Consider the following 19,620-nt stretch of genomic DNA (forward strand, 5'->3'; position numbering starts at 1 on the left):
ACGTCGCTTCGCCGTTGGAATTTACCGCCCGAGTCATCGTGCCGCATCTATTCGATGGCATCCGGCGCTCTTGCCTCCACGGAACGGACACGACGCCAGTCGAGGCCTGCAAACAGCGCCTCGAACTGAGCATGGCCCAACGTCATCAGGCCATCTTTGATGCCCGGCCAGGTGAACGTGTGCTCCTCCAGCCGCTTGTAGGCCATCACCAGCCCGCTGCCATCCCAGTAGATCAGCTTCAGGCGATCCGCCTTGCGCGAGCGGAATACGAAGACCGTCCCTGTAAAAGGGTCCTTGTGCAGCTCGTTTCTGACCAACGCGGCCAGTCCATCGTGGCCCTTGCGGAAATCGACGGGCTTTGTCGCCACCATGATCCGAACGCGGTTCGACGGAAAGATCATGCCGGACCCACGCAGGCACGCGCGACAGCGGCGATCCGAGCGGCAGACGCACCTTCTTCCAGACGAATCGTAACAGCGCCAACGATGATCTCGGGGCGACTAACTTCCTTGATCGACGGTTCCCGAACGGGTGAGTCAACAATCACCGCTGCGAACTCGACCGCATCCTCGGGTGCAGGTAGAACTAACTTGCCCTGTCGGGCCATAGTTCGCCAAGTCGACAAACGGTTCGCCCGCAATCCAAAGCGTTCGGCGACTTCATTCACCTTCGCGCCGGGCCGAAGACTTTCCGATACGATCTGCGCCTTGACCTTATCAGGCCAATGTCGGTGGCTCTCACGTCCAGACTTCCTGGTTGTGAGAAACTCCAATGTAGTCTCCATGAGAAACTCCCGTTGCTCGTCCATGGACAGGCGATCACAGATCAGGGCGGCGAGGACAACGTGGGAATGGAACACCGGTTACAGATCTCTTGCATTCGAACGCTCCCTGTTTGTCCATCCTAACCGATGCCATTCTAGCACCGGGGGAGCGGGAGCCTTCCATCCCATCGATTTCGGACTGCTCTTCTGTGGTTGCCGCCCGTTGTGCAAGTCGTTTCTTACCTTTTGAACGTGTGATCGAATGCGGTCTTCTGTCAGGCCTTCATTTGCGGCGTTTTCAGCGACCGCTGGCCGGGATGGTGATCAGCGGATCAGGTCCAAATCTTGTTCACGAGCTCTGAGCTCGAAGAGCAGTACTGGTTTTCCTGAGCCCGATCGTTCGATCTTGCGCCCGTTCAGGTCATCGACTTCTCACACCTGTTGGCCGGCATTGACAATAGCTGCATTCATGCAGCCGCCGGCAACCCCGGATTCCGATAATCTTCTTGCCGCGTCAGCATCGCCCAGATCATACGCGCCATCTTATTCGCCAGCGCGATCGCCACCAGCATTCGGGGCTTTCTTCCAAGCATACGCACCATCCAGGGATCAGTGGATGTTGCCTTGCGGCTCGCCCAATTCACGCGAGCCATGGCACCGATGATCAGCAGCCGACGAATGTCGACCTGGCCGGCCCTCGAGACCTTACCCAGCCTTTCCTTGCCGCCGGACGAAAACTGTCGCGGCACGAGGCCAAGCCAGGCGGCAAAGTTGCGCCCCGATTTGAAGTTTTCCATCGTTGGCGCGAAAGCTTCGACCGCCACAGCGGTCATCGGCCCGATACCCGGCATAGTCTGAAGACGCCGCGCCACATCGGTCTGCTTGGCGAGAGAGGCCAGCTTCTGGGTCTTGTTGTCAATTCTGACGGTCTTTTCACCGATTTGTGCCAAGAGATCATGGCCTCTTCGCGTACGAGATCGGGGAGATCCCTAGCCGCGTCGTTCAATATTGCTTCCAACCGTTTGACCTGTCCGAGGCCCACAGGAACGACATGCCCATATTCATAGAGCATTGCGCGTAGCGCGTTCACCAGTTCCGTGCGTTGATGGACAATGCGTTCTCGCGCTCGAAATAGAACAGCCCGCGCTTGCTGATCCGGTGTTTTAGGTTCGACAAAACGCATTTCCGGCTGTCGTGCCGCGATGACAATCGCTTCCGCATCAGCAGCGTCGTTTTTCTGACGCTTCACGAAAGGGCGCACATCTTGTAACTGATCATCGGCGAGTTCTTTCCCTGCCCAATTATCCGCCGACCGTTAAGCCACCGACAACGTGACATCGCCGTTCGGCCTTATCGTCCCCAAAGGCACAGGTCGCGTGTTTGATGCCCATGTTCGGGATCTTCTGGAGAGGCAGACCTCTCTGGCACAGATCGTTTTGCCCTTACTTGATGCGTGGCACGACATCCGCAAGCGTGCGGCCATACTTGACCGTCACCTTATTAAGCGGCGCGGCAATCGAGGACCCGGAAAACTTCGGAACTTCGCGCTCAGTTGGCGCTTGGCTCGGGCTGACCACGCGCCGCTGTCAGTCGGGCCGATGAGGTCGCACGCCGTCACCACTTTCTGCCAGAGGTCCGGGATTGGAGGCGCGCCATGGGCAAGGCGGGCATGATCGAGCTTCCGCCGTAGTGGGATTGCAGTTTTGAAGATTGTCGCAGGTCGCGATCCTCAAGCACCCTGATCGCCTTCACTGCGTGCCAATATGCCCGAGGGCGGACCTCAACGGCTCGTCCGAGACATGAACGACGCCGACGTACGGATGCGCCATGTCCACGACCAGAAATACCGCCCCCGCAACAGAGATCGCACATATAAGGATGATGCAGAAGACCGTGGGATTCGGCGGCGCCTGAAGCCCGAACGTCGCGAACAGCCTGCCAGCCAGAACACTAGGATCATCAGGAATGCGGTCGGGAGTCCTTCCGTGCCAGATTCCACGGCCATCCAGTGCGCTTCCGCGATTTCGCCGCTGACCACCAGGGCGCGGGACTGAAGTATGCGACGAGCGTCGTCCGCCGGTGTCAATGCCCGGATTGCGACCTGTACCGGCTCGACAGTCTGCGATACGTCATATGGATTGCCAGCCGCCTCGTCCTCATTCTTGCCGCTCCAACCGCTTTTCAGCCTGGTCTCTATGAGCTCATGCAAACGGCCGCGCGCCTCCGAGGTCTCGTCGCCGTACTGGGCCAGGATGCGGTCGAGCAGAACGACACGGCCGATCGAGCTTCGAAGTTCCGCGTCCGCACCGTCAAAATCGGTCTTCGCAGACGCGATGAGGAGGCCGAGGGCCAGCGCCGACAACGTTCCAACGACAGCCGTCGCCAATCGGATCACATCTTTGGAGGCGGCGTCCAGATGGTGCTCCGGCAAGCGGGCACGCAAAGCCATGCCGATCAGCGTGGCGGCGACAAGGCTCGCGAAGACAGCCCCGCCGATCAAGATGGAGCCCATCTTCACAATCTCCCCTGTCGTGGTGGTTCCTGATGGTCTCAGAGGCGTGGCCAGGTTTGCGATTCACAGACGACCTTCAGTACGCAGCCCTTCAGCTTCAGTGCATTGGCCGATACGGTCAGAGAGCCGTCGTATGTCTTGTTGGCGTCGGGATCGGTGATCTTGCCTTCGTAGCTGCCGTCCTTGCCCCTGAAGGTGCCGATCTGCTTTCCGGCATGCCTGCCGGATTTAAGCGTGATGCAGTAGCCGCTACCGCAGGACGTGATCGCGGCGGTGTCTCCAAGCTCCGTTTTCCAGTTTCCGACGATTGGATCTTCTGCATGGGCGATCGCGGGCCCGGCAGCGAGTGCGACGATGGCAATAAACATGCGCTTCATAGTGTTTTCCTTTGTTGGATTGAAATTCCATCAGTTTCAATGTCGGGCACGGTCGTCGTTGTCTGGCGTTCGCTCCTGACCTCGGAGGGCTAGGCCAAGGCGTTCCAATTCGGTTGTGAAGCAGAAAACGGAGAACAGCACCGCGAGAAGGAGGAGCCCGCGCCAGACGAACCCACTCCCGTTCCGGCCGAAATCGATCTCCGGAAGATGACGGAAGAGCACCAATGAAAACAGGGCGCTTGCGATGATGAAGGCGAGGCGGCTGACGAAGAGGACTAGCTGACCCAACACGACGTGGGTGTCTCGCTCTGGCAAGGGGACCTTGAATACCCGATACCAATGCGAGCCTTGCACGAGCGTGACGCTCGACGCAATGACCGTGACCATCGGCGTATCCGCATACACCTGCACGTGACCCGGATCGTCAAGAAACCGAGCATACAAGGGATAACATTGGCTCAGCAGAGCTGTGGACCCAATCGCCTGCGTGGTCAGGAGCCATGAATATCGTGCCCGCGAAGTCTTCATCCGATCTGTGTCCTCTCCCACTTTACGAGGGGCACACGTCCCAAAAGCCAGTCGTTCTGGCGGGAGTTGTGTAATACCAGCAATATCCCGGTTTGGGAGGCGTGCCGGCTATTGATACCGCTGTTGCGCCGGCGATGAAGCCTATCGCGGCGCCTGCAGCGATCGCGCCGCCTGGCCGCCAGTAGCGATGGGGAGCGACGACAACGACGCCACGGCGCGGCACCGGACGATAGGCTGGAGCTGTTCGTGCCCCGGCAGCGCAGCCGCGTGGTCCACACGCCGCTGCCGCACAACCTCTAGGTCCACACGCGGCGGCCGCCCGTCTCGCGTCCGCAGGCGAGGCGCCGAACATTGGCGCGGCGACCAGCATCAGAATCGATATCGTTGCGAGTAGATTGGCGGTGGACTTGAGAAAGTTCATCTGTGATCTCACTTTGGATTGGGGTGCTCCACCGCCTTTGGCGATAGCAGGACTTACTTCGGAAACAGGAAGGTCAGAGCCACCCGAAAGCCCAGACCGCTGGGGCCGTTGTCCGGCGCATCCGCCCAGTAGCGCATGCCCGCCGTTAGACTGATCGGCTGCTTGTCGATGGTGATCAACTTGGCGACCGTGAAGTTGATTGGAACGGACCAGTCGTTCGTCTCCCAGTCGTAGGTGGATTCGGTATTCAGCGAGAGCGTCCAGGCATCCTTGGTCGTGTAGGAGATGAACGGCTGGAGGAATGTCGAACTCACGTCCGGCCGATCGCTCTGACCCGCGAACGACCAAATGTGGTTCCCGAGCATCCCGACTGTCCATGGCCCCTCCTGCTTAAGAACGACCGCCGTCGGGCCTGCGCCCCACTTGCCGGTACCGAGCAACTCGTCCGTCGCCGTCGGAATGAGGAACGCCGGTCCCGCACCCCAAATAATTCCGCTCTCGGTTGGTTTAGAAGGCGAAAGGAAGAAGCTCTGGGTGATGTCGCCCAGACCGAACTGTGTTCCCGATGGCCCGGCAATGTCATTCTGCCACGTGACAGGAAGAATGGTGCGCGAGATAACGTTCCAGTCCTCGTTGATTGCGAAAGGAATGACAGGCTGGATGTTCAGCGTCGCCTTGTCGCCATCGTCGGGGCCGTACCCATGATCGTAGTTGAACTGGAAGGGGACGCTGATCAGCGAGGCGATCGGATTGGAGAGCTTCTTCGCCAGGTCTTCATTCGACTGGGCGTTCGCCAACCCGGGACCCAGCCCGAGAGCCAGCAGGGTGGCAGCGTAAGCCGCTCTATTCATCGATGCCGTCTCCATTGATCCACGATCTTATGCAAGCGTCGGCTTAGAAGTGAAACGCTACGCCGATAATCGGTCCCTGCTCGACGACGTCGAAGACAAACCCGTCGTTATTGTAGTTCACACCGACCGCCCGGTAGCCAGCGACTGCCGAGATCGTGTCGGTGAATTTGTGGCCAAGGGCCAGGGAGACATCCCAATCGAGATCGGCGGCGCCGCCGCCGATCAGGCCCCAGCCAGTCACGTAGATTTCGGGCGTGAAAAAGTAATTGCCCCGGACACCAGCGAGGGCATCGACCCAGGTCGCACCGTCGTTTGCCTCACGGCCACCGAGCAGGCCGCCGTTGAATCCAATGGTTGTGTCGACCGACCACACACGTACGCCGCCAACGACGTCGAGATGCCCTGACTGGTTCTCGAGCACCGAATACCCAGCCCCGAGCAATCCGGCGAAGGTCTTTGCCGTCACATCGACACTGTCGGCCAGGATGCCCCTTCTCGTGTGAGCGTCTGCTCCGAGCTTGGTGTACATGACGTCGGCAAAGATGCTCAAACGCTCGTACCGGGCTTCGCCAGCCGCCATGAAGGCAAAGTCGAGGTTCTCCAATATGTCGTCGAAGCTGGAGTCGATGTGGACTTCGGGCAAACCGAATTGCGCCATGTCGCCGGAAAGCCCTGCTGCCCAGAAGTAGGGGGCGGCGGTGTAGGTCCATCCGTTTTCGCTCTCGACCACCTTCGCTTCCGGAATCCCCGGCGCGATGTCGGCCGCCTGCACTGATGACGCAACGCCAAAGCCAGCACACAACACGGTCGCCTGCAACAATAATGCCCGCATGAAGTCCCTCGATTTAACTATCCGCCGGAAATATGCCGTAAAAGCCGCCTCTGCCTATGTATGTTACAGTAGTTTCTGGCCGCGCACTCAGTGCTTGCAGTTCGGCGCCGGTCGGGTTGGATCGCAATTCCCTGGGGCGGGCGGCTGTGTGCGGCCTGCACCTGCCAGGCTTCCGACATGGGTCGCGTAGTTGTCGCGCGTGTCCTGATCGACGACAGCAACGGGTGCAGCTAGAACAAGTCCGGCGACGTTTCCGGCGGCCGCGGCGGCCCCTGTCGTTGCGACAAGAATCTGGTCGCCAAGTCCGACGTGACTATCGGTCAACGTTTGGCCTTCCGAGATACGCTGCCCGATAAGCTGGACGATCTGCGGCGACTCCGCGAATTTCCCATGGTTCATGCTGTCACCGGATTTGATCTTGGTGAGGTCTATGACCATGATCTTGTTGTCCTCCAGCTCCTTCTTGTAGGGAGCTTGCTCCGGGTCGATAGCGCCAAGTCTTGAGACGTCGCCCCAGACGCGGCGGGAAACTGCCAGCGCCTTGTCGTCTCGGGACACGAACAGTGTGAACTGAGGGTGCTGCTTGCCCATGTCGACGATCTGCTGGCTGAAGACATCAACGTCGACATCAGGTGCGGCAAGCATCACGTTCTTGAACTTTTTGGGCAGGCGTCCGTTGCGAATGGCCATCTGGCGCAAGGATTCAAGTGCCAGCCAGTTGCCCATCGAGTGAGCAAGGATCGATACTTCCTTCACCTCCGGGTCTTTCGCGAGATATTGGAACAGCGTCTCCAATGCGTTGCGTGTGTAATTTGTGCTTTCCCGGTCATAGCCGTAGGCAAGCAGGCTGCCGCGCGAGGGCCACGTCACCAGGACGGGTGCACTATGGACGCCGGAGTCATGAACGATCTGGGCGAAGCGGTAGACCGCATCTTCGAACCGATTGTTGAAGCCGTGAATGAAGACCAGCACGCTTCCGTCCGGAGTCTTCCGGACGCTTGCGCTCAGCCATTTCTTGGCTTCGTCAACGTTTAAGTCGTCGGCCTTGATGGTGGCGAAGTCAGTGGCGGGATTCGACGGCAATCTCTTCGGCCACGCGACCTCTCCCTCCTTGCGAACCTTGCTCGGTGGAATGGATATCGTCATGTCGGCGAACGCGGGAGTCCGCGCACGTTCTCCATTGAACATTTCACCTGGCAGGGTCGAACGGGTGCGAGTCGTGGCGATCAGCATCTCCACTTTTGGCGACTGCGGAGACGTGTCGGCTACAGGGGTCAAAACATCCTTCGGATGGCCGCCACATCCTGGAAGCAGGACAACCACTACACATACAACAAACCAACGAAACCAGCTCCTTGGAGCCGACGCCATCCTACCACCAATGCTGCCCACGGATCGCCCTCAATTGAAAACCGACACATCCGAAGCCAACAAACCACTTCGGCAAGAAAACCTATCTCTCAAAGGCGCAGAGCGCCCGTAACTTCTGGTATGTTCTGTGCCGTGACGGCCATATTTGAGGTGGATAAGCGACTAGGGTAGAGGAACCGGTCGCCCGTTCGTCGGAAGCACCATCGACGCCTCGACCTCATCCACCGCAGGCAGCCCAGCCTTCCTGATGTCTGCGATCAATTTCGCCCGGTCCGCGGGCTGGAAGTTGCGCGATTTCAGTTCGGCCACGATGTTCGGAATGAAGTCAGGGCGCATTTCGTTAAACCGCATTGCCTCCAGGTGGGCGTCGGCCATCATGTCCGCATCCGCGTAGATGACTGCAGCAACCGCGTGATACAGCGGGAACTTCTGCAGGTCCGCCTGACCGATCTCCATGAGCGCAGTTCTTCTGTCATGAAGCATATACGCCGAGAGGGCACGCATTCCGTGATAATAGCCCGCACCACCGGGATTGAGCTCAAGGGCACGATCAAGTAACGCTGCTCCGCGCTCCCATTGTCCGCTCTGGGCTACACGCGTGCCGAAGTCGCCCAGAAGTTCGGTGTCGTTCGGGTTGGTCTCCAACGCCTCTTCGCCGACCTTCAACGCCTCGTCGACCTTCTGGCTGAAGAACAGCGCGGTCATCAGGGCCTGCAGCGCACGGGTATTGCCCGCATCCAGTTGAACCGCGCGCCGAGCAGTGCTTAGGCTGCGCTCGACTGGCGTCGGCGTGCCGGGCCTTGCGTTGAATCGAAATCGTTCCTCGTCGAGGTAGACGAGTGAAAGCATCGCCCATCCGGTTGCAAAGGACGGATATCGTTCGACGGCACGCTCGAGACAGTTCCGCACGGTCGCATGCTGGTCTACCGCTAACTGCGCACGATAGGCATAAAAGCCCAACGCGCAGGTGTACGCTCCAACATCGTCAGGGGGAGGATTGACGGTATCCGCCTGCGCCATGATTCCATACGGCTGGGCTACTGCGGTCGCAACCTTGTTCGCCACGTCGGACTGAATACTGAACAGATCGCGGATGTGAGTGTCGTCATCATAGGTATTGGACCAAAGAATCCTGTCGGTCTCGGTATCCACGAGGCGTGCTGTCACGCGCACCCGATTGCCTGAAACGCGCACGCCGCCTGCGAGCAAGAACCGCGCACCAAGCTCCCGGCGCACCTGTGAGGCAGGCACGCCGGGCGATAGGGATTTGGAAGCCTCCCGTCCGAACACATGCACCTCCTTGAAGCGAGGGAGGGCTGTCAGCAATTCCTCGGTCAGGCCCACCGAGTAGAGTTCCGCCTGCGGCCCGTCGCCAAGATTGGCGAATGGGGCGACGACGAGCGTCGGGCCTCCCTCGGATAGGAGTGTGTGCGACCGGCCTGAGAGCAGGTGCGATGTGAACAGGGTTATAGCGACAACGCCAACGCCGAGCATTACGCCTGCTCCGATACCGAACGGCATCAGGTGCGGCAGCCGGAAGCGCGACCTTCGAGGTGGTGTAGTGACATCGGGTACCGGGACGTCATTGGCTTTGTCATTCCAGCCGAAGGACGGCGCGTATCCACCTTTGGGAATGTCGATCCTTATGGGATCATTCTGCCCCGCTACCAGGTAGTAGCGCTCCAGCAAACGCCGTAGACGCCCAGCTTCTATCCGAACGACCGGATCGTCCTGTTTGAAGCCTTCGCTGCGCTTGAAGACTTCGACCGCGATCGTGTAGCCCTTGATGCGTTCTGCACGGCCAGCGAGCGCTTCTTCTGTCACATAGGTCAGGAACGCCGCACTGCGACCAACTCGTGGGAATTCGGGACTGGCGATGATGAGGTCGAGTTGACCACGAATTTCATCCGGAGCCGGAGCAGGACGTAACAGGGGCGGCGCATCCTCGCCCCCCGGTGGCAATTTGTTCTGCACGGTCTTCACCTCACCCGCTCTTGAGGTTCATCTATTGCAAATAACATTACCGTTTACGAATGCAACCTACTGCAGAAACTGGTCATCGTCCATAAAGATAGTGGAAGAGCTGCCCGAGGTTCCTTGAGCCCCGAAGCAAAGGCTCCTGTCGGAATGGCGAAACTCGTTATGCCGAAACTACACGCCGCGCGACCGTATGTTACCGTTACATACCTTGCGCTTCCGCGCCGTTGTTCACAGGTTGACGCGAAACTTTCATCCCGAAGTCGCAATCGAGGGCAAGACATGCGCAGGTCAAACCGGGTCATACTATTGCTTTCCTCAACCATCCTCGCAATGGTTGCGACCGGAGCTTCCGCCCAGGAACGGCAGGCCTACTTCGGTGAAACGCACGTCCACACCGGGTGGTCGTTCGACGCCTACATCTTCGGCAACACCAAGAGCACGCCAGCCGACGCGTACAGATACGCCAAGGGCGAGACAATCAAGCATCCGCTCGGATACGACATAAAGATCGACACACCGCTTGACTGGATGGGCGTCACCGACCATTCCGAGTATGTCGGAACCGTCGCGCTGGCCAACACGCCGGGCTCGGCGATCAGCAAGCTTCCGATCGCGCAAAAGCTGATTGTACGTGATCCGGCGGACATTACACGCATCTATCTTTGGTTGGGAGGCACGATCGTCGACAAGAAGCCGATCGAGGAGCTGATATCCCCGCAGGTCGCCGGTTCCGTCTGGAAGCAGAACAACGACATGGCCAATCAGGCGAACGAGCCTGGCAAGTTCACCGCCTTCTGCTCGTATGAGTGGACTTCGACGCCGAACAACCGGAATATGCACCGCAACGTCTTCTTCCGCGATTGCGCCAAGGTCCCGGAAGCACCCTACAGTTCGATCAACTCAAGCGACCCGTCTGATCTTTGGAACTGGATGGATGGCCAGCGCAAGGCAGGCAACGACCTTCTGGCAATCTCCCACAATGCCAATCTCTCCGACGGTCACATGTTTCCGACCGACGTCGACGAGAAGGGTCGTCCTATCGACGCTGCCTGGGCGGCGTCGCGCGACCGTAACGAGCGTCTGAGCGAGATCAAGCAAATCAAGGGCGCGTCCGAGACCCATCCGACGCTGTCTCCCAACGACGAGTTCGCCAACTTCGAAATCCTGACCTACCTGCTCGGCGATCCGGCGGGCCGCTTCCCGACCGTCTCCGGCAGCTACATCAGGCAGGCGCTCAAGGATGGCCTCGCGATGGCGGAGGCGAAGGGATTCAACCCCTACAAGACTGGATTCGTCGGCGGATCGGACTCGCACAATACGGGCGTGCCTTATCGCCAGGACAACTTCTACGGCGGCCATGCGCGCAACGATGGCGAGATCAAGCAACGCATGTCGGGCTACGTTTTTGCAGGCCTTGATGTCAGACTCGAGAACCCCGCAGGTCTCACCGGGGTATGGGCCGAAGAAAACACTCGCGCCTCGCTTTTCGACGCCATGCAGCGCAAAGAGACCTTTGCCACCAGTGGACCCCATATCAAGGTTCGGTTCTTCGGGGGCGCCAATACAACCGATGTTGCCAAGCCAGACTGGGTGAAGAGCGCATATGCGGGCGGGGTGCCGATGGGCGGCGACCTGCCGCCGCTTGGTGAAGCGAAAGCGCCGTCCTTTGCCGTGTGGGCGGTGAAGGACCCGACCTCCGGCAATCTCGACCGCATCCAGATCGTCAAGGGCTGGTCGAAGCATGGCCAGAGCTTCGAGAAGGTCTACGACGTCGCCTGGGCTGGGAACCGCACGCCCGACGAATTCACCGGTATCGTCCCGCCGATCGGCAGCACCGTGAACATCTCCGATGCCAGCTACACCAACACCATCGGCTCGGTGGAATTGAAGGGTTCCTGGACAGATCCTGAATTTGATCCGAGTCTCGATGCCTTTTACTATCTGCGTACCCTCGAAATCCCGACACCTCGTTGGACCACAATCCAGGCAAAGGAACTGGGCATTGCGCCCCCCGACAATGTCGCAGCGACCGTTCAGGAACGCGCGTGGAGTTCGCCGATCTGGTATACGCCAACCCAGGAACTGCGAGCTGCCGCCGACAAGGGTGTGACCGTTGCCGACCTGAAGCAGCAAGGCGCTACGGCGCTTGATACCAAGGCACTCACCGACCTCATTGTCGGCAAGTCGAGCTGGGTTCGCAACAACGTGACTGGTGAAGTCTTCAACGTCGCCTGGACCACATCCGGTCAGCGCCTCGTCGGAAACGTCAATGGCTCGATCCCGAAGCCCAGCGAGATCGGCGATGTGTTGCATGGTGGCCTGACGGGACAGGGCACTGCCTATGCCATCAAAGACGGAGCCATCGTCACCACCCTCAACAATGCTCCCTACGAGGCAACCGTCTACAAACTAGGCGAAAAATACTACGCCGCCCGCAGCAACGAGTTCGGCTTCGCGAACTACGAAGTCGTGCCGACGCCGCATATGCTCGATCCCTTGACCCCGCAGAAAGCACCGTTCTGAGCTGGAAGCTTCGTTGACCGCGCGCTGACGGTGGTCGGCCACGGTTGGAGGGCTGGCTGGTAATGGAGAGTTCCATGGTAGCGAAAGCATCCGCCCGGCTGTTTGTGAGCCTCGGCTGCGTAATCCTGGCGTTCGCGGGGAATGCTGAGGCCTGCGCCATCTGCTTTTCGGGGCTGGTGGTTACTCCCGGCCAGAAGCTCGACGCCGCAGATCAGGCCGTGATCGCCGCTCCAGTGGATGGGCAAGGTCGGTTCCGCGTCATGGAAATCGTCAAGGGGGATGGCACGGTCGGCGATGTCGTCGCGCAGTCCGGACTGTCCATCGCAGTCGCTCAGGCTGTGATGTCGGTCGACGGTCTGACCGTCGGGGACGCAGAGGCGGCAAAACTCGACAAGAAGCCCTTGCTTCTCCTCCACGACAAGGTTTCCGAAAAGTGGACAAGCTTGGGTGCAATATCCGTCGACTTCGCCGGATGGCTGCGACAACTCGCGCAGACGAAGCAAGGCGCAGCGACGCCGAAGAGAATTTGGCCGCAACTGACCCTCACATCCTCGTATCTGACGGACGCCGAATGGCGCGAACGGATTGTCGTCGTCGCGCCGCAACTCGAAAGTCCTGAACCTTTGGTGGCCGAGATTGCCTATGGCGAGCTGTCGCGCGCGCCGTATGCCGTGACGCGGCTGCTCAAGCCACAGCTCGATGCCGCCAAACTCGTGACCTGGACCAACGATCCGACATTGGCTTCTCGACGTCCAGCCTACACGTTGCTGATAGGGATCGCAGGCGGTCCCGGTACAGCCGTCGCGCTTGAACAGCAAATCGACACGGCGTTGAAGACACGGGACGCAACAAACCTATCGGCTTTGCTGGCGGCCGATCTGGAATTGCGTGGTGCAAGCCGCGTCGACTGGCTAGAGACAACCTTCTTCGCCGATCGCCAGCGGACCCTGCCGGAAATTCAGGCGGCTCTTCTCGCACTGAGCGTCCACGGCGGAGCCGACGCTATCATCTCGCGCCAGCGGGTGATCGAGGCCTATCGCTACTTCATCAAGGCGCGCAATCCGATGGCCGGGTTCGTCGCCACGGAACTGGCGGACTGGGAGGCGTGGGATGCGACCCCGGACTATGTCGCCATCGTCAGATCTAAGGCGGTCCGCGATCCCGCCGAGCAGTTTGCTATTCTCAGCTATCTCAAACGCAGTCCGCTGACCACTGCTCAGGCAGCTTTGGGTTCTTCTGCTGATCAACGACAATAGGTGTGTTTATGAAGGTTCTGTCCGACGCCCCGAAAGAGAAATGGCAGCGGTTTCTCAGCGAACCGCTCCTGCACTTCGTCATCGTCGGTGTGGTGCTCTTCGGTGGCTACCGCTTGTTCACCCCGGTACTCGTTGAAGTCGTCGATCAGCAGAAAATCGATTTGACAAAGGACGACGTCCGTCAGCTTGCGGTGACTTGGCTGGCCCAGGGCCGGCCCGCACCGACGCCGGATGAGATGCGAAGCCTCATGGACCAGAAGGTCACCGAGGAGATTTTGTTCCGCGAGGCCGTCTCCCTTGGCCTTGATCGCGACGATGAGATCATCAAGCGAAGGCTGGCCCAGAAAATGGACTTCCTTGCCGCCGACTTGGCGACGCTGGACGAGCCGAGCAACGCTCAACTCGAGGAGTGGTATGCGAAACGCTCAAACCGCTTCGCGCTTTCGCCACACCTGAGCTTTCGTCATCTTTACTTCTCATTTGACAAGCACGGCGAGGCCGCTCGCGAGGCTGCCGAAGCCGCCATCCCTTCCGTCGCCGGCAAACCTGCGGACTCGCCGGAGGTTGCGTCGGTCGCCGACCCGTTCATGTTCCGGAACTACTACGGCGACGCCACGCCCGATCAGATGGCCAAGGAGTTCGGACCGAACTTTGCCAAGGCTCTCTTCACCCTGAAACCGGGATCTTGGCAAGGACCGGTACAATCCGGCTACGGTTGGCATCTTATATGGGTCGATTCCATCGAGCCTGGACGGGTTCCTGCTTTCGAGGAAGTTGCGCCTGCCGTTAAATCGGCGTGGCTCGACGAACGCTACGCTGAGGTGAAGAGCAACGCCCTGAAGGAGATGCGTTCGCGCTACGTCGTAAGCCTGCCCACCGTTACCGCGGACGACCTGCGGAGCCTGGAGGTGCCGGCAGGGGCAGGCGCCCAGATCGAGTTGTCAGCCCAATGAGCGCTCGATTGTACTTGCCCATGTCGCTTTGGCGTTTGCTCTTTGGTGTCGTCGTGGCAGCCGTTGCGTTCGTCTCAGGTGCCGTCGCACACGAGATACGGCCCGCCTATCTTCAGATCGATGAAATGGCGGCAAACCGTTACAAGGTCGTTTGGCGGACGCCCATGCTGTCAGGCATGCGGCTCCCGATCGTCCTGCGGTTTCAGGACAGCGTGCGCAACGTGACGGAGCCGGCCGAACGCGAGCTTCTGGATTCGGTTGTCGAAACGCGGGTGATCGAGACAGATGGCGACGGCCTTTCAGGTAAGCGTGTTGAATTCGTCGGGCTACAGGCGACAATTACCGATGTGCTGGTCCGCGTTCATCTGCTGGATGGCACTGTCGAGACGACCATGATCCATCCGTCGGAACCCCGGATCGAGTTCGCCGCCGCCCGCCGCCCGCTGGCTGCCGCCAAGGTTTATTTCGTGAGCGGTTTCCAGCATATTCTTCTCGGTATCGATCATCTGCTATTCGTCTTCGGTTTGCTGTTCATCGTCCGCTCCAGGTGGATGCTGGTGAAGACGATCACCGCCTTCACGCTCGCCCATTCCATCACGCTTGCCGTCGCGACGCTGGGCAAGGTCGAGATTCCCGCGCTGCCGCTCAATGCGATGATTGCACTGTCGATCCTGTTTCTGGGGCCAGAGATCGTTCGGGTATCGCGTGGACAAACGAGCTTCACGATCCGCCATCCATGGATCGTCTCGTTCGCCTTCGGGCTCCTTCATGGGTTTGGATTTGCGAGCGGACTGACCGCGCTCGGCCTGCCGCAAGGTGACATTCCGGTTGCGCTGTTGATGTTCAATCTTGGGGTCGAGGCTGGCCAGTTGGCTTTCGTGGGACTGATCCTACTGCTGATCGCAGCCCTGAAATCGATCGAAATCAGATTGCCGCGCGGCATGGAGTTGATGCCCGCCTACGCAGTGGGAATATTGGGCGCCTACTGGACCGTTGATCGCATCGTTGCAATGTTTGGGGGAATTGCATGAAACACTCGGTACTTCGCAGCATTGGCCTTGTCCTTGCGGCACTGCTTTTGTCAACCGGCGTCGCCGAGGCCCATGTCGGGACGGGCGGCGCCTCAGGTTTCGCCGCCGGTTTTTTCCATCCGATTACGGGCCTTGATCACGTCGTGGCCATGATCGCCGTTGGCCTGTGGGGCGCACAATTGGGAAAGCCGGCCATCTGGGTGCTGCCGATCACGTTTCCCCTCGTCATGGCATTCGGCGGCTTTCTGGGCCTGCTCGGTGTGCCTATGCCCGGTGTTGAAATTGGCATCGCGCTGTCGGGCGTCCTGCTAGGGATGGCCGTGCTGACCGAAACTCGACCGCCTTTCTTCGCGGCGGCGATCCTGGTCGGAATCTTCGCGATCTTCCACGGTTACGCGCACGGTGCCGAACTCCCGCTTGGCGAGAACGCCCTGTTCTTCAGCCTGGGCTTCGTGATCGCCACTGGCCTATTGCACGCCGTCGGCATCGTTATCGGCCTGCTGTACCAGTGGCCGTGGGGCAAGGTCACCGTCAGGGCCGCCGGGGGAGCGGTTGGAGCCGTCGGGGCGTTCTTCCTGTGGAATGCACTGGCATGACGAAGGCGGCGGCTTCCACGAAAAGTCGTATCCGCGCCGTAGGGGCGTCGATCGGGATCGCAATAATTCCGGTCGAGGCCAGCGCACATCTCGTCAATACAGGGCTTGGGCCGATCTACGACGGGGTCGCGCATTTCGCGATGTCGCCGGAAGCCATTCTGCCCATCGTCGCGCTTGGTGTTCTCGCCGGGCTAAGAGGATTGGCCCATGCCCGGGTCGCCGTCCTGCTCCTGCCCGTCGCATGGATAACCTTCGGACTGGTGGGAATGTCGCTTGGCTTGCTCGCCATCAATCCGGCTTATGAAAGCCTGCCGCTGCTGATCCTGGGAGGTCTGGCGGCGGCCGACGTTCGGATGCCCGTATGGGCGACGGGGTCGTTGGCAATCGTCCTTGCAGCCTTCGAGGGTTACGTCTTCGGCTCCGCGTACTCCGCAGCCCGTGACGGTGCCCCAGCGATCATTGGCTCCGCCGGTCTTGTCTTCGTTTTGATCGCCCTGGTCTCCGCTGCCGTCCTGAAAGCAAAGTGGGACTGGACCCGCATTGCGATGCGGGTGGTTGGCAGTTGGACGGCGGCGAGCGGCATGCTGCTTCTGGGATGGGGGCTGCGTTGAGAGGTGTCCCCCCATCGAGACCGTTTGTTACAGTAACATACGGTGCGAAGGGAGAAATTTGGATCATCATGTTCTGAGATCGCCTGCTGTCAGGCGATGCACGCGAATGGATAAACCGGATGGGGAACGGTGTTGAATTCGTAAAGAGCTCCTTCAAGGAACGCGCCAAAGTCATCGAGGAACTCGCCGCTCGCAACGAGGGGTTTCGCGACCTCTGCGACGACTTTCTGACTGCGCATGAGGAGAAACTGCAATGGGAACGATCATCCGCTCCAGAACGGGGCGAACGCATCGACGAGTATCAGGAGCTCATAGACAGCATGCGGATCGAGATCGAGCAGGCCCTCGATAGAGAGGCCGTCGTCCCGTTCAAACCCCCACGAAAATAACCCCACTGCGCATACCGATAAATAACCACTTCAAATCAATCGCTCGGAGAGAGGAACAATGATGAGAGACAGAGTTGGCATCTTCGCAGGGGCGGCGCTTGCCGCTTTCCTGTCCATAAAAGCCGTGGGTCTGGCAGACACGCTCAGCTACGCTGACGCGGTAACGACCCTTGCCAAGGAATGCGGCTCCGACATCAAGAAGTTCTGCAATGGCGAGAACCTCGGAAACGGCCGCATCCAGACCTGCCTCGAAAAGAACGCGTCGAAGGTCTCACCGACCTGCACATCGACCCTTGGCAGCGTCATGACGTCGATCGCTCAGCGCCAGGAGGCGCAGGCGTCGGTGTTCAAGGTCTGCCAGCATGACGTCTCGCAGTACTGCAACGGCGTGAAGGGCGACGGCAACATTCTCTCATGCCTCGTTCAGACGAAGCGCGTCGACAACAGGGAATGTAACCAGGCAATCACCGACGCCGGATGGCGGTGAACCATGACCGGAACCGGGGAAAAGAAAATGAACGTTCGTAGCATCTCCTTGGCACTCGGCCTGCTTCTGGCCCCGTGCATCGCTTCCGCCCAGCAACTCGACAACAGTCAGATCATGAGCACGCTCGCACAGATGAGGTCGGCGGCACCTGCCGTCGATGTCGCGCTCCTCGTGGAGGAAGCCAACGCCAATGTGGGAAAGGGCGTTGCCGCACTACCCAACTGGGGCAAGCTGTCGGAACTCTCGCAGTTGATCGTCGAGATCGATTTCGAAAACAACTCGACTGCCATCGAGCCGAAATCCTACCGCACCGTCGGGCTGATTGCGGATGCACTGCATCATCCGGATCTGTTCCGCTACAAGTTCCTCATCGTCGGGCACTCGAGCGCGACCGGAACCGCCAAGCACAATCTCGAACTCAGCCAGAAGCGGGCCGACGCTATCAACGAAGCGCTGTCGACCACCTTCGCAGTTTCGCCTGATCGCCTCTTTTCGGTCGGTGCCGGAGAAGAGTGGCCGATCGATCCCGGTCACCCCGAGTCGGCCGACAACAGGCGCGTTCAACTGATCAACCTTGGGCTTCTAAAATAGCTTCACCAGTGAAAATCCGGGAGTGAGACTGATGTTTAGATTATCCCATATATGCTTGGCCGCAGTAGCCGTCAGCCTGCTATCCACCTCTCCAACGTTCGCGCAGGACGCCATCTCGGCCCCCGCGCAGAAGACGATCGGCGCAACAAAAGCAAAGATGGTGCCGTCGCTTGCCGTCCTCAATTCCGGAGGAGCAAAGCTCGAGAACGGAAAACTCACCATGACCGGCATCTCCGGAACTTCGATCGTATTCGCCGACCGTCCGGTGCGATCCGCGGGGCATGTCCTGACCTCCGAGTTCATCAAGCAATGGGGCGAGGGGGCCGACAGCTTTGCCAAGGACCCTCCCAACGCGACGATATCGGTCTTGAGCGGCAAGGGTGATACTGTCGCCGATGCCGTGGTCGTTCTGAAGACACCGAAGCTTGAGGGCGGAAACCTGACCTTTCAGGTCGCCGTCCTCGAAGGCGATCTCGCTGGAGCCGATGGTCCCGCATCACTGTTCATCGACTGGTTTGCGGCCCGCGGTCCGGACGGCGGCGTCGCCGTCGGAGGACGCGCTCCAGTCTGGCGTGGCGGCTGGTACGCGCATCCGGGCGCATACTACGGTGCGGGTGTCGTCGCCGGCGCCGCAATCGGTGCGGCAGTCGCGGAAGATCGGCGCTACTACCCGCCCCCGGCGTGCGGCTACTATCCCTATCCTCCCTGCTACTAGCACCAGGGCGAAGGAACATGGATGCGCTGGTTTCTGTACGACAGGAGGCTTTCAAGGAGCCTTCCATCGGCGGTGACAAGATTGAGGACCTAGCGATTGGACCACCTATCGAACCCGAACCCGGTATTCGAAATCTTTGTCGGCACTCTGATTTTGATCGTCATCATCTTCGTGCACGGCGTGGGCATCCGGACAATCAGCCTTCAGTTCAGCAAATCCTGGGCACGCGTGACGAGCACCACGTCGCACTGGCGATTAAACTTGATGCTGGCGGTGACGATCGCCGCGCTGGCGATCCTGCATTTCGCAGAAACTCTGCTCTGGGCGGTTCCTCTCTATATCAGGGAGATCATCCCCTCGATGCGCGACAGCTACTATTACGTGCTGGAGAGCTATACCACGCTTGGGGAAGGCAACATCGCGCTGCCAGATCGCTGGCGTCTGCTTGGACCGATCATCGCAATGTCGGGCTTGTTCACCTTCGGTTGGACGGGAAGCGTCCTCGTCAGCATCATGACCGACTTCGGCAAGTTCGACAGACTGCAGGCGCGGCGGGAGCGAGTGGAGGAGGACAAGGCGGCATGAGTCCGCTCTCGCCTTCGCTGCTAAAGCGTGCGACCAAGTTTCCGTCGAAACCCTTGCTTCGGAATGAAGAGCCGCCTCTGCGCAGCGAGCGACATCCTACCAGCAATCCGAGACCAACCAACCGTCGGTCTGATCAATTTTCTGGTGCCAAAACCTTTAGAAGTCGAGAGACAGCCGATCAGCCTGCTCGCAGGTCTGGCGGCAGCGGGGCCGATTTCGTCAGCGTGCGAGTTGACGTTCCTGCTGTT

22 protein-coding genes and 2 pseudogenes are annotated in these 19,620 nt (G+C 59.7%); 12 read left to right on the top strand and 12 right to left on the bottom strand.

All coding sequences use genetic code 11. The features are described from left to right. Positions 1-47: 47 nt before the first annotated feature. From tnpB to FHX06_RS36210, 4 genes are all read right to left on the bottom strand, one after another. On the bottom strand, positions 48-401 hold the full coding sequence (gene tnpB, locus FHX06_RS27800) for an IS66 family insertion sequence element accessory protein TnpB (RefSeq protein WP_183881574.1): 354 nt from the start codon (positions 399-401) through the stop codon (positions 48-50). Beyond that, entirely contained in the window at positions 398-784 is a 387-nt protein-coding gene (locus tag FHX06_RS27805) for a transposase (RefSeq protein WP_183881576.1), read from the bottom strand. Before FHX06_RS27805 ends, tnpB begins: the two co-directional genes overlap by 4 nt. Positions 785-1,230: 446 nt before the next feature. Next, the gene (locus FHX06_RS35700; protein WP_312866599.1) at positions 1,231-1,704 is read right to left on the bottom strand and encodes a transposase; all 474 of its coding nucleotides are present in this window, start codon (positions 1,702-1,704) and stop codon (positions 1,231-1,233) included. Beyond that, entirely contained in the window at positions 1,593-2,024 is a 432-nt protein-coding gene (locus tag FHX06_RS36210) for a transposase (protein WP_312866597.1), read from the bottom strand. Before FHX06_RS36210 ends, FHX06_RS35700 begins: the two co-directional genes overlap by 112 nt. 82 nt (positions 2,025-2,106) lie before the next feature. Here FHX06_RS36210 and FHX06_RS35710 point away from each other — a divergent pair. Next, positions 2,107-2,359 (top strand): annotated as a pseudogene (locus FHX06_RS35710) (IS110 family transposase); the annotation flags it as partial. 152 nt (positions 2,360-2,511) lie between these two features. On the opposite strand, the pseudogene FHX06_RS27815 reads toward FHX06_RS35710, so the two are convergent. The 8 genes and pseudogenes from FHX06_RS27815 to FHX06_RS27845 form a co-directional block, all read right to left on the bottom strand. Then, a pseudogene (locus FHX06_RS27815) lies at positions 2,512-3,275 on the bottom strand (DUF4239 domain-containing protein). A gap of 38 nt (positions 3,276-3,313) precedes the next feature. Next, positions 3,314-3,652, bottom strand: coding sequence for a DUF2147 domain-containing protein (locus tag FHX06_RS27820; RefSeq protein WP_183881578.1), 339 nt, complete (start codon positions 3,650-3,652; stop codon positions 3,314-3,316). Positions 3,653-3,688: 36 nt separating this feature from the next. Then, positions 3,689-4,039 (bottom strand): hypothetical protein, encoded by a 351-nt coding sequence (locus FHX06_RS27825; protein WP_183881580.1) that lies wholly within the window; start codon positions 4,037-4,039, stop codon positions 3,689-3,691. Between the two features lie 163 nt (positions 4,040-4,202). Next, positions 4,203-4,601, bottom strand: coding sequence for a hypothetical protein (locus FHX06_RS35715; protein ID WP_246715655.1), 399 nt, complete (start codon positions 4,599-4,601; stop codon positions 4,203-4,205). Between the two features lie 53 nt (positions 4,602-4,654). Continuing rightward, a complete protein-coding gene (locus tag FHX06_RS27830) occupies positions 4,655-5,452 on the bottom strand; it encodes a transporter (RefSeq protein ID WP_183881582.1) in 798 nt (265 codons plus the stop codon). Between the two features lie 43 nt (positions 5,453-5,495). Further along, positions 5,496-6,284 (bottom strand): hypothetical protein, encoded by a 789-nt coding sequence (locus tag FHX06_RS27835; RefSeq protein WP_183881583.1) that lies wholly within the window; start codon positions 6,282-6,284, stop codon positions 5,496-5,498. An 87-nt stretch (positions 6,285-6,371) separates the two neighbouring features. Further along, complete coding sequence (locus tag FHX06_RS27840; protein ID WP_183881585.1) at positions 6,372-7,655, bottom strand: alpha/beta hydrolase; 1,284 nt, start codon at positions 7,653-7,655, stop codon at positions 6,372-6,374. A 162-nt stretch (positions 7,656-7,817) separates the two neighbouring features. Continuing rightward, a complete protein-coding gene (locus FHX06_RS27845; protein ID WP_183881762.1) occupies positions 7,818-9,629 on the bottom strand; it encodes an adenylate cyclase in 1,812 nt (603 codons plus the stop codon). Between the two features lie 285 nt (positions 9,630-9,914). Between FHX06_RS27845 and FHX06_RS27850 the strand changes: the two genes are divergently transcribed. From FHX06_RS27850 to FHX06_RS27900, 11 genes are all read left to right on the top strand, one after another. Continuing rightward, positions 9,915-12,158 (top strand): DUF3604 domain-containing protein, encoded by a 2,244-nt coding sequence (locus FHX06_RS27850; RefSeq protein ID WP_409564438.1) that lies wholly within the window; start codon positions 9,915-9,917, stop codon positions 12,156-12,158. Between the two features lie 74 nt (positions 12,159-12,232). Then, complete coding sequence (locus FHX06_RS27855) at positions 12,233-13,414, top strand: hypothetical protein (protein ID WP_246715656.1); 1,182 nt, start codon at positions 12,233-12,235, stop codon at positions 13,412-13,414. An 8-nt stretch (positions 13,415-13,422) separates the two neighbouring features. Beyond that, positions 13,423-14,367, top strand: a complete 945-nt coding sequence (locus FHX06_RS27860; RefSeq protein WP_183881589.1) for a peptidyl-prolyl cis-trans isomerase — start codon at positions 13,423-13,425, stop codon at positions 14,365-14,367. Beyond that, entirely contained in the window at positions 14,364-15,398 is a 1,035-nt protein-coding gene (locus FHX06_RS27865; RefSeq protein ID WP_183881591.1) for a HupE/UreJ family protein, read from the top strand. Before FHX06_RS27860 ends, FHX06_RS27865 begins: the two co-directional genes overlap by 4 nt. Beyond that, a complete protein-coding gene (locus FHX06_RS27870; RefSeq protein ID WP_183881593.1) occupies positions 15,395-15,994 on the top strand; it encodes a HupE/UreJ family protein in 600 nt (199 codons plus the stop codon). Before FHX06_RS27865 ends, FHX06_RS27870 begins: the two co-directional genes overlap by 4 nt. Next, positions 15,991-16,605 carry a HupE/UreJ family protein gene (locus FHX06_RS27875; protein WP_183881594.1) on the top strand — a complete coding sequence of 205 codons (615 nt, stop codon included), beginning with the start codon at positions 15,991-15,993 and terminating at the stop codon, positions 16,603-16,605. The genes FHX06_RS27870 and FHX06_RS27875 overlap by 4 nt, the downstream gene beginning before the upstream one ends. A gap of 119 nt (positions 16,606-16,724) precedes the next feature. Beyond that, positions 16,725-16,994 (top strand): hypothetical protein, encoded by a 270-nt coding sequence (locus tag FHX06_RS27880; protein ID WP_183881596.1) that lies wholly within the window; start codon positions 16,725-16,727, stop codon positions 16,992-16,994. A 58-nt stretch (positions 16,995-17,052) separates the two neighbouring features. Continuing rightward, a complete protein-coding gene (locus tag FHX06_RS27885) occupies positions 17,053-17,481 on the top strand; it encodes a cysteine rich repeat-containing protein (protein WP_183881598.1) in 429 nt (142 codons plus the stop codon). A gap of 3 nt (positions 17,482-17,484) precedes the next feature. Then, complete coding sequence (locus tag FHX06_RS27890; RefSeq protein WP_183881600.1) at positions 17,485-18,072, top strand: OmpA family protein; 588 nt, start codon at positions 17,485-17,487, stop codon at positions 18,070-18,072. A 31-nt stretch (positions 18,073-18,103) separates the two neighbouring features. Further along, positions 18,104-18,787, top strand: a complete 684-nt coding sequence (locus FHX06_RS27895; RefSeq protein WP_183881602.1) for a hypothetical protein — start codon at positions 18,104-18,106, stop codon at positions 18,785-18,787. 96 nt (positions 18,788-18,883) lie between these two features. Then, positions 18,884-19,372: an ion channel gene (locus tag FHX06_RS27900; RefSeq protein WP_183881604.1), complete on the top strand. Its 489-nt coding sequence runs from the start codon at positions 18,884-18,886 to the stop codon at positions 19,370-19,372. Positions 19,373-19,620 lie beyond the last annotated feature (248 nt).

Source organism: Rhizobium sp. BK512 (genome assembly GCF_014194915.1).
Lineage (GTDB): Bacteria > Pseudomonadota > Alphaproteobacteria > Rhizobiales > Rhizobiaceae > Rhizobium.

Bases quoted from the DNA above. Each gene is read 5' to 3' on its own strand.
- FHX06_RS27860 (WP_183881589.1), top strand. From the start codon at position 13,423: ATGAAGGTTCTGTCCGACGCCCCGAAAGAGAAATGGCAGCGGTTTCTC.
- FHX06_RS27830 (WP_183881582.1), bottom strand. From the start codon at position 5,452: ATGAATAGAGCGGCTTACGCTGCCACCCTGCTGGCTCTCGGGCTGGGT.
- FHX06_RS35715 (WP_246715655.1), bottom strand. From the start codon at position 4,601: ATGAACTTTCTCAAGTCCACCGCCAATCTACTCGCAACGATATCGATT.
- FHX06_RS27825 (WP_183881580.1), bottom strand. From the start codon at position 4,039: ATGGTCACGGTCATTGCGTCGAGCGTCACGCTCGTGCAAGGCTCGCAT.
- FHX06_RS27865 (WP_183881591.1), top strand. From the start codon at position 14,364: ATGAGCGCTCGATTGTACTTGCCCATGTCGCTTTGGCGTTTGCTCTTT.
- tnpB (WP_183881574.1), bottom strand. From the start codon at position 401: ATGATCTTTCCGTCGAACCGCGTTCGGATCATGGTGGCGACAAAGCCC.
- FHX06_RS27835 (WP_183881583.1), bottom strand. From the start codon at position 6,284: ATGCGGGCATTATTGTTGCAGGCGACCGTGTTGTGTGCTGGCTTTGGC.
- FHX06_RS27875 (WP_183881594.1), top strand. From the start codon at position 15,991: ATGACGAAGGCGGCGGCTTCCACGAAAAGTCGTATCCGCGCCGTAGGG.
- FHX06_RS27895 (WP_183881602.1), top strand. From the start codon at position 18,104: ATGTTTAGATTATCCCATATATGCTTGGCCGCAGTAGCCGTCAGCCTG.
- FHX06_RS27820 (WP_183881578.1), bottom strand. From the start codon at position 3,652: ATGAAGCGCATGTTTATTGCCATCGTCGCACTCGCTGCCGGGCCCGCG.
- FHX06_RS27805 (WP_183881576.1), bottom strand. From the start codon at position 784: ATGGAGACTACATTGGAGTTTCTCACAACCAGGAAGTCTGGACGTGAG.
- FHX06_RS27855 (WP_246715656.1), top strand. From the start codon at position 12,233: ATGGTAGCGAAAGCATCCGCCCGGCTGTTTGTGAGCCTCGGCTGCGTA.
- FHX06_RS27850 (WP_409564438.1), top strand. From the start codon at position 9,915: ATGCGCAGGTCAAACCGGGTCATACTATTGCTTTCCTCAACCATCCTC.
- FHX06_RS27870 (WP_183881593.1), top strand. From the start codon at position 15,395: ATGAAACACTCGGTACTTCGCAGCATTGGCCTTGTCCTTGCGGCACTG.
- FHX06_RS27890 (WP_183881600.1), top strand. From the start codon at position 17,485: ATGACCGGAACCGGGGAAAAGAAAATGAACGTTCGTAGCATCTCCTTG.
- FHX06_RS27880 (WP_183881596.1), top strand. From the start codon at position 16,725: ATGGGGAACGGTGTTGAATTCGTAAAGAGCTCCTTCAAGGAACGCGCC.
- FHX06_RS27885 (WP_183881598.1), top strand. From the start codon at position 17,053: ATGATGAGAGACAGAGTTGGCATCTTCGCAGGGGCGGCGCTTGCCGCT.
- FHX06_RS27840 (WP_183881585.1), bottom strand. From the start codon at position 7,655: ATGGCGTCGGCTCCAAGGAGCTGGTTTCGTTGGTTTGTTGTATGTGTA.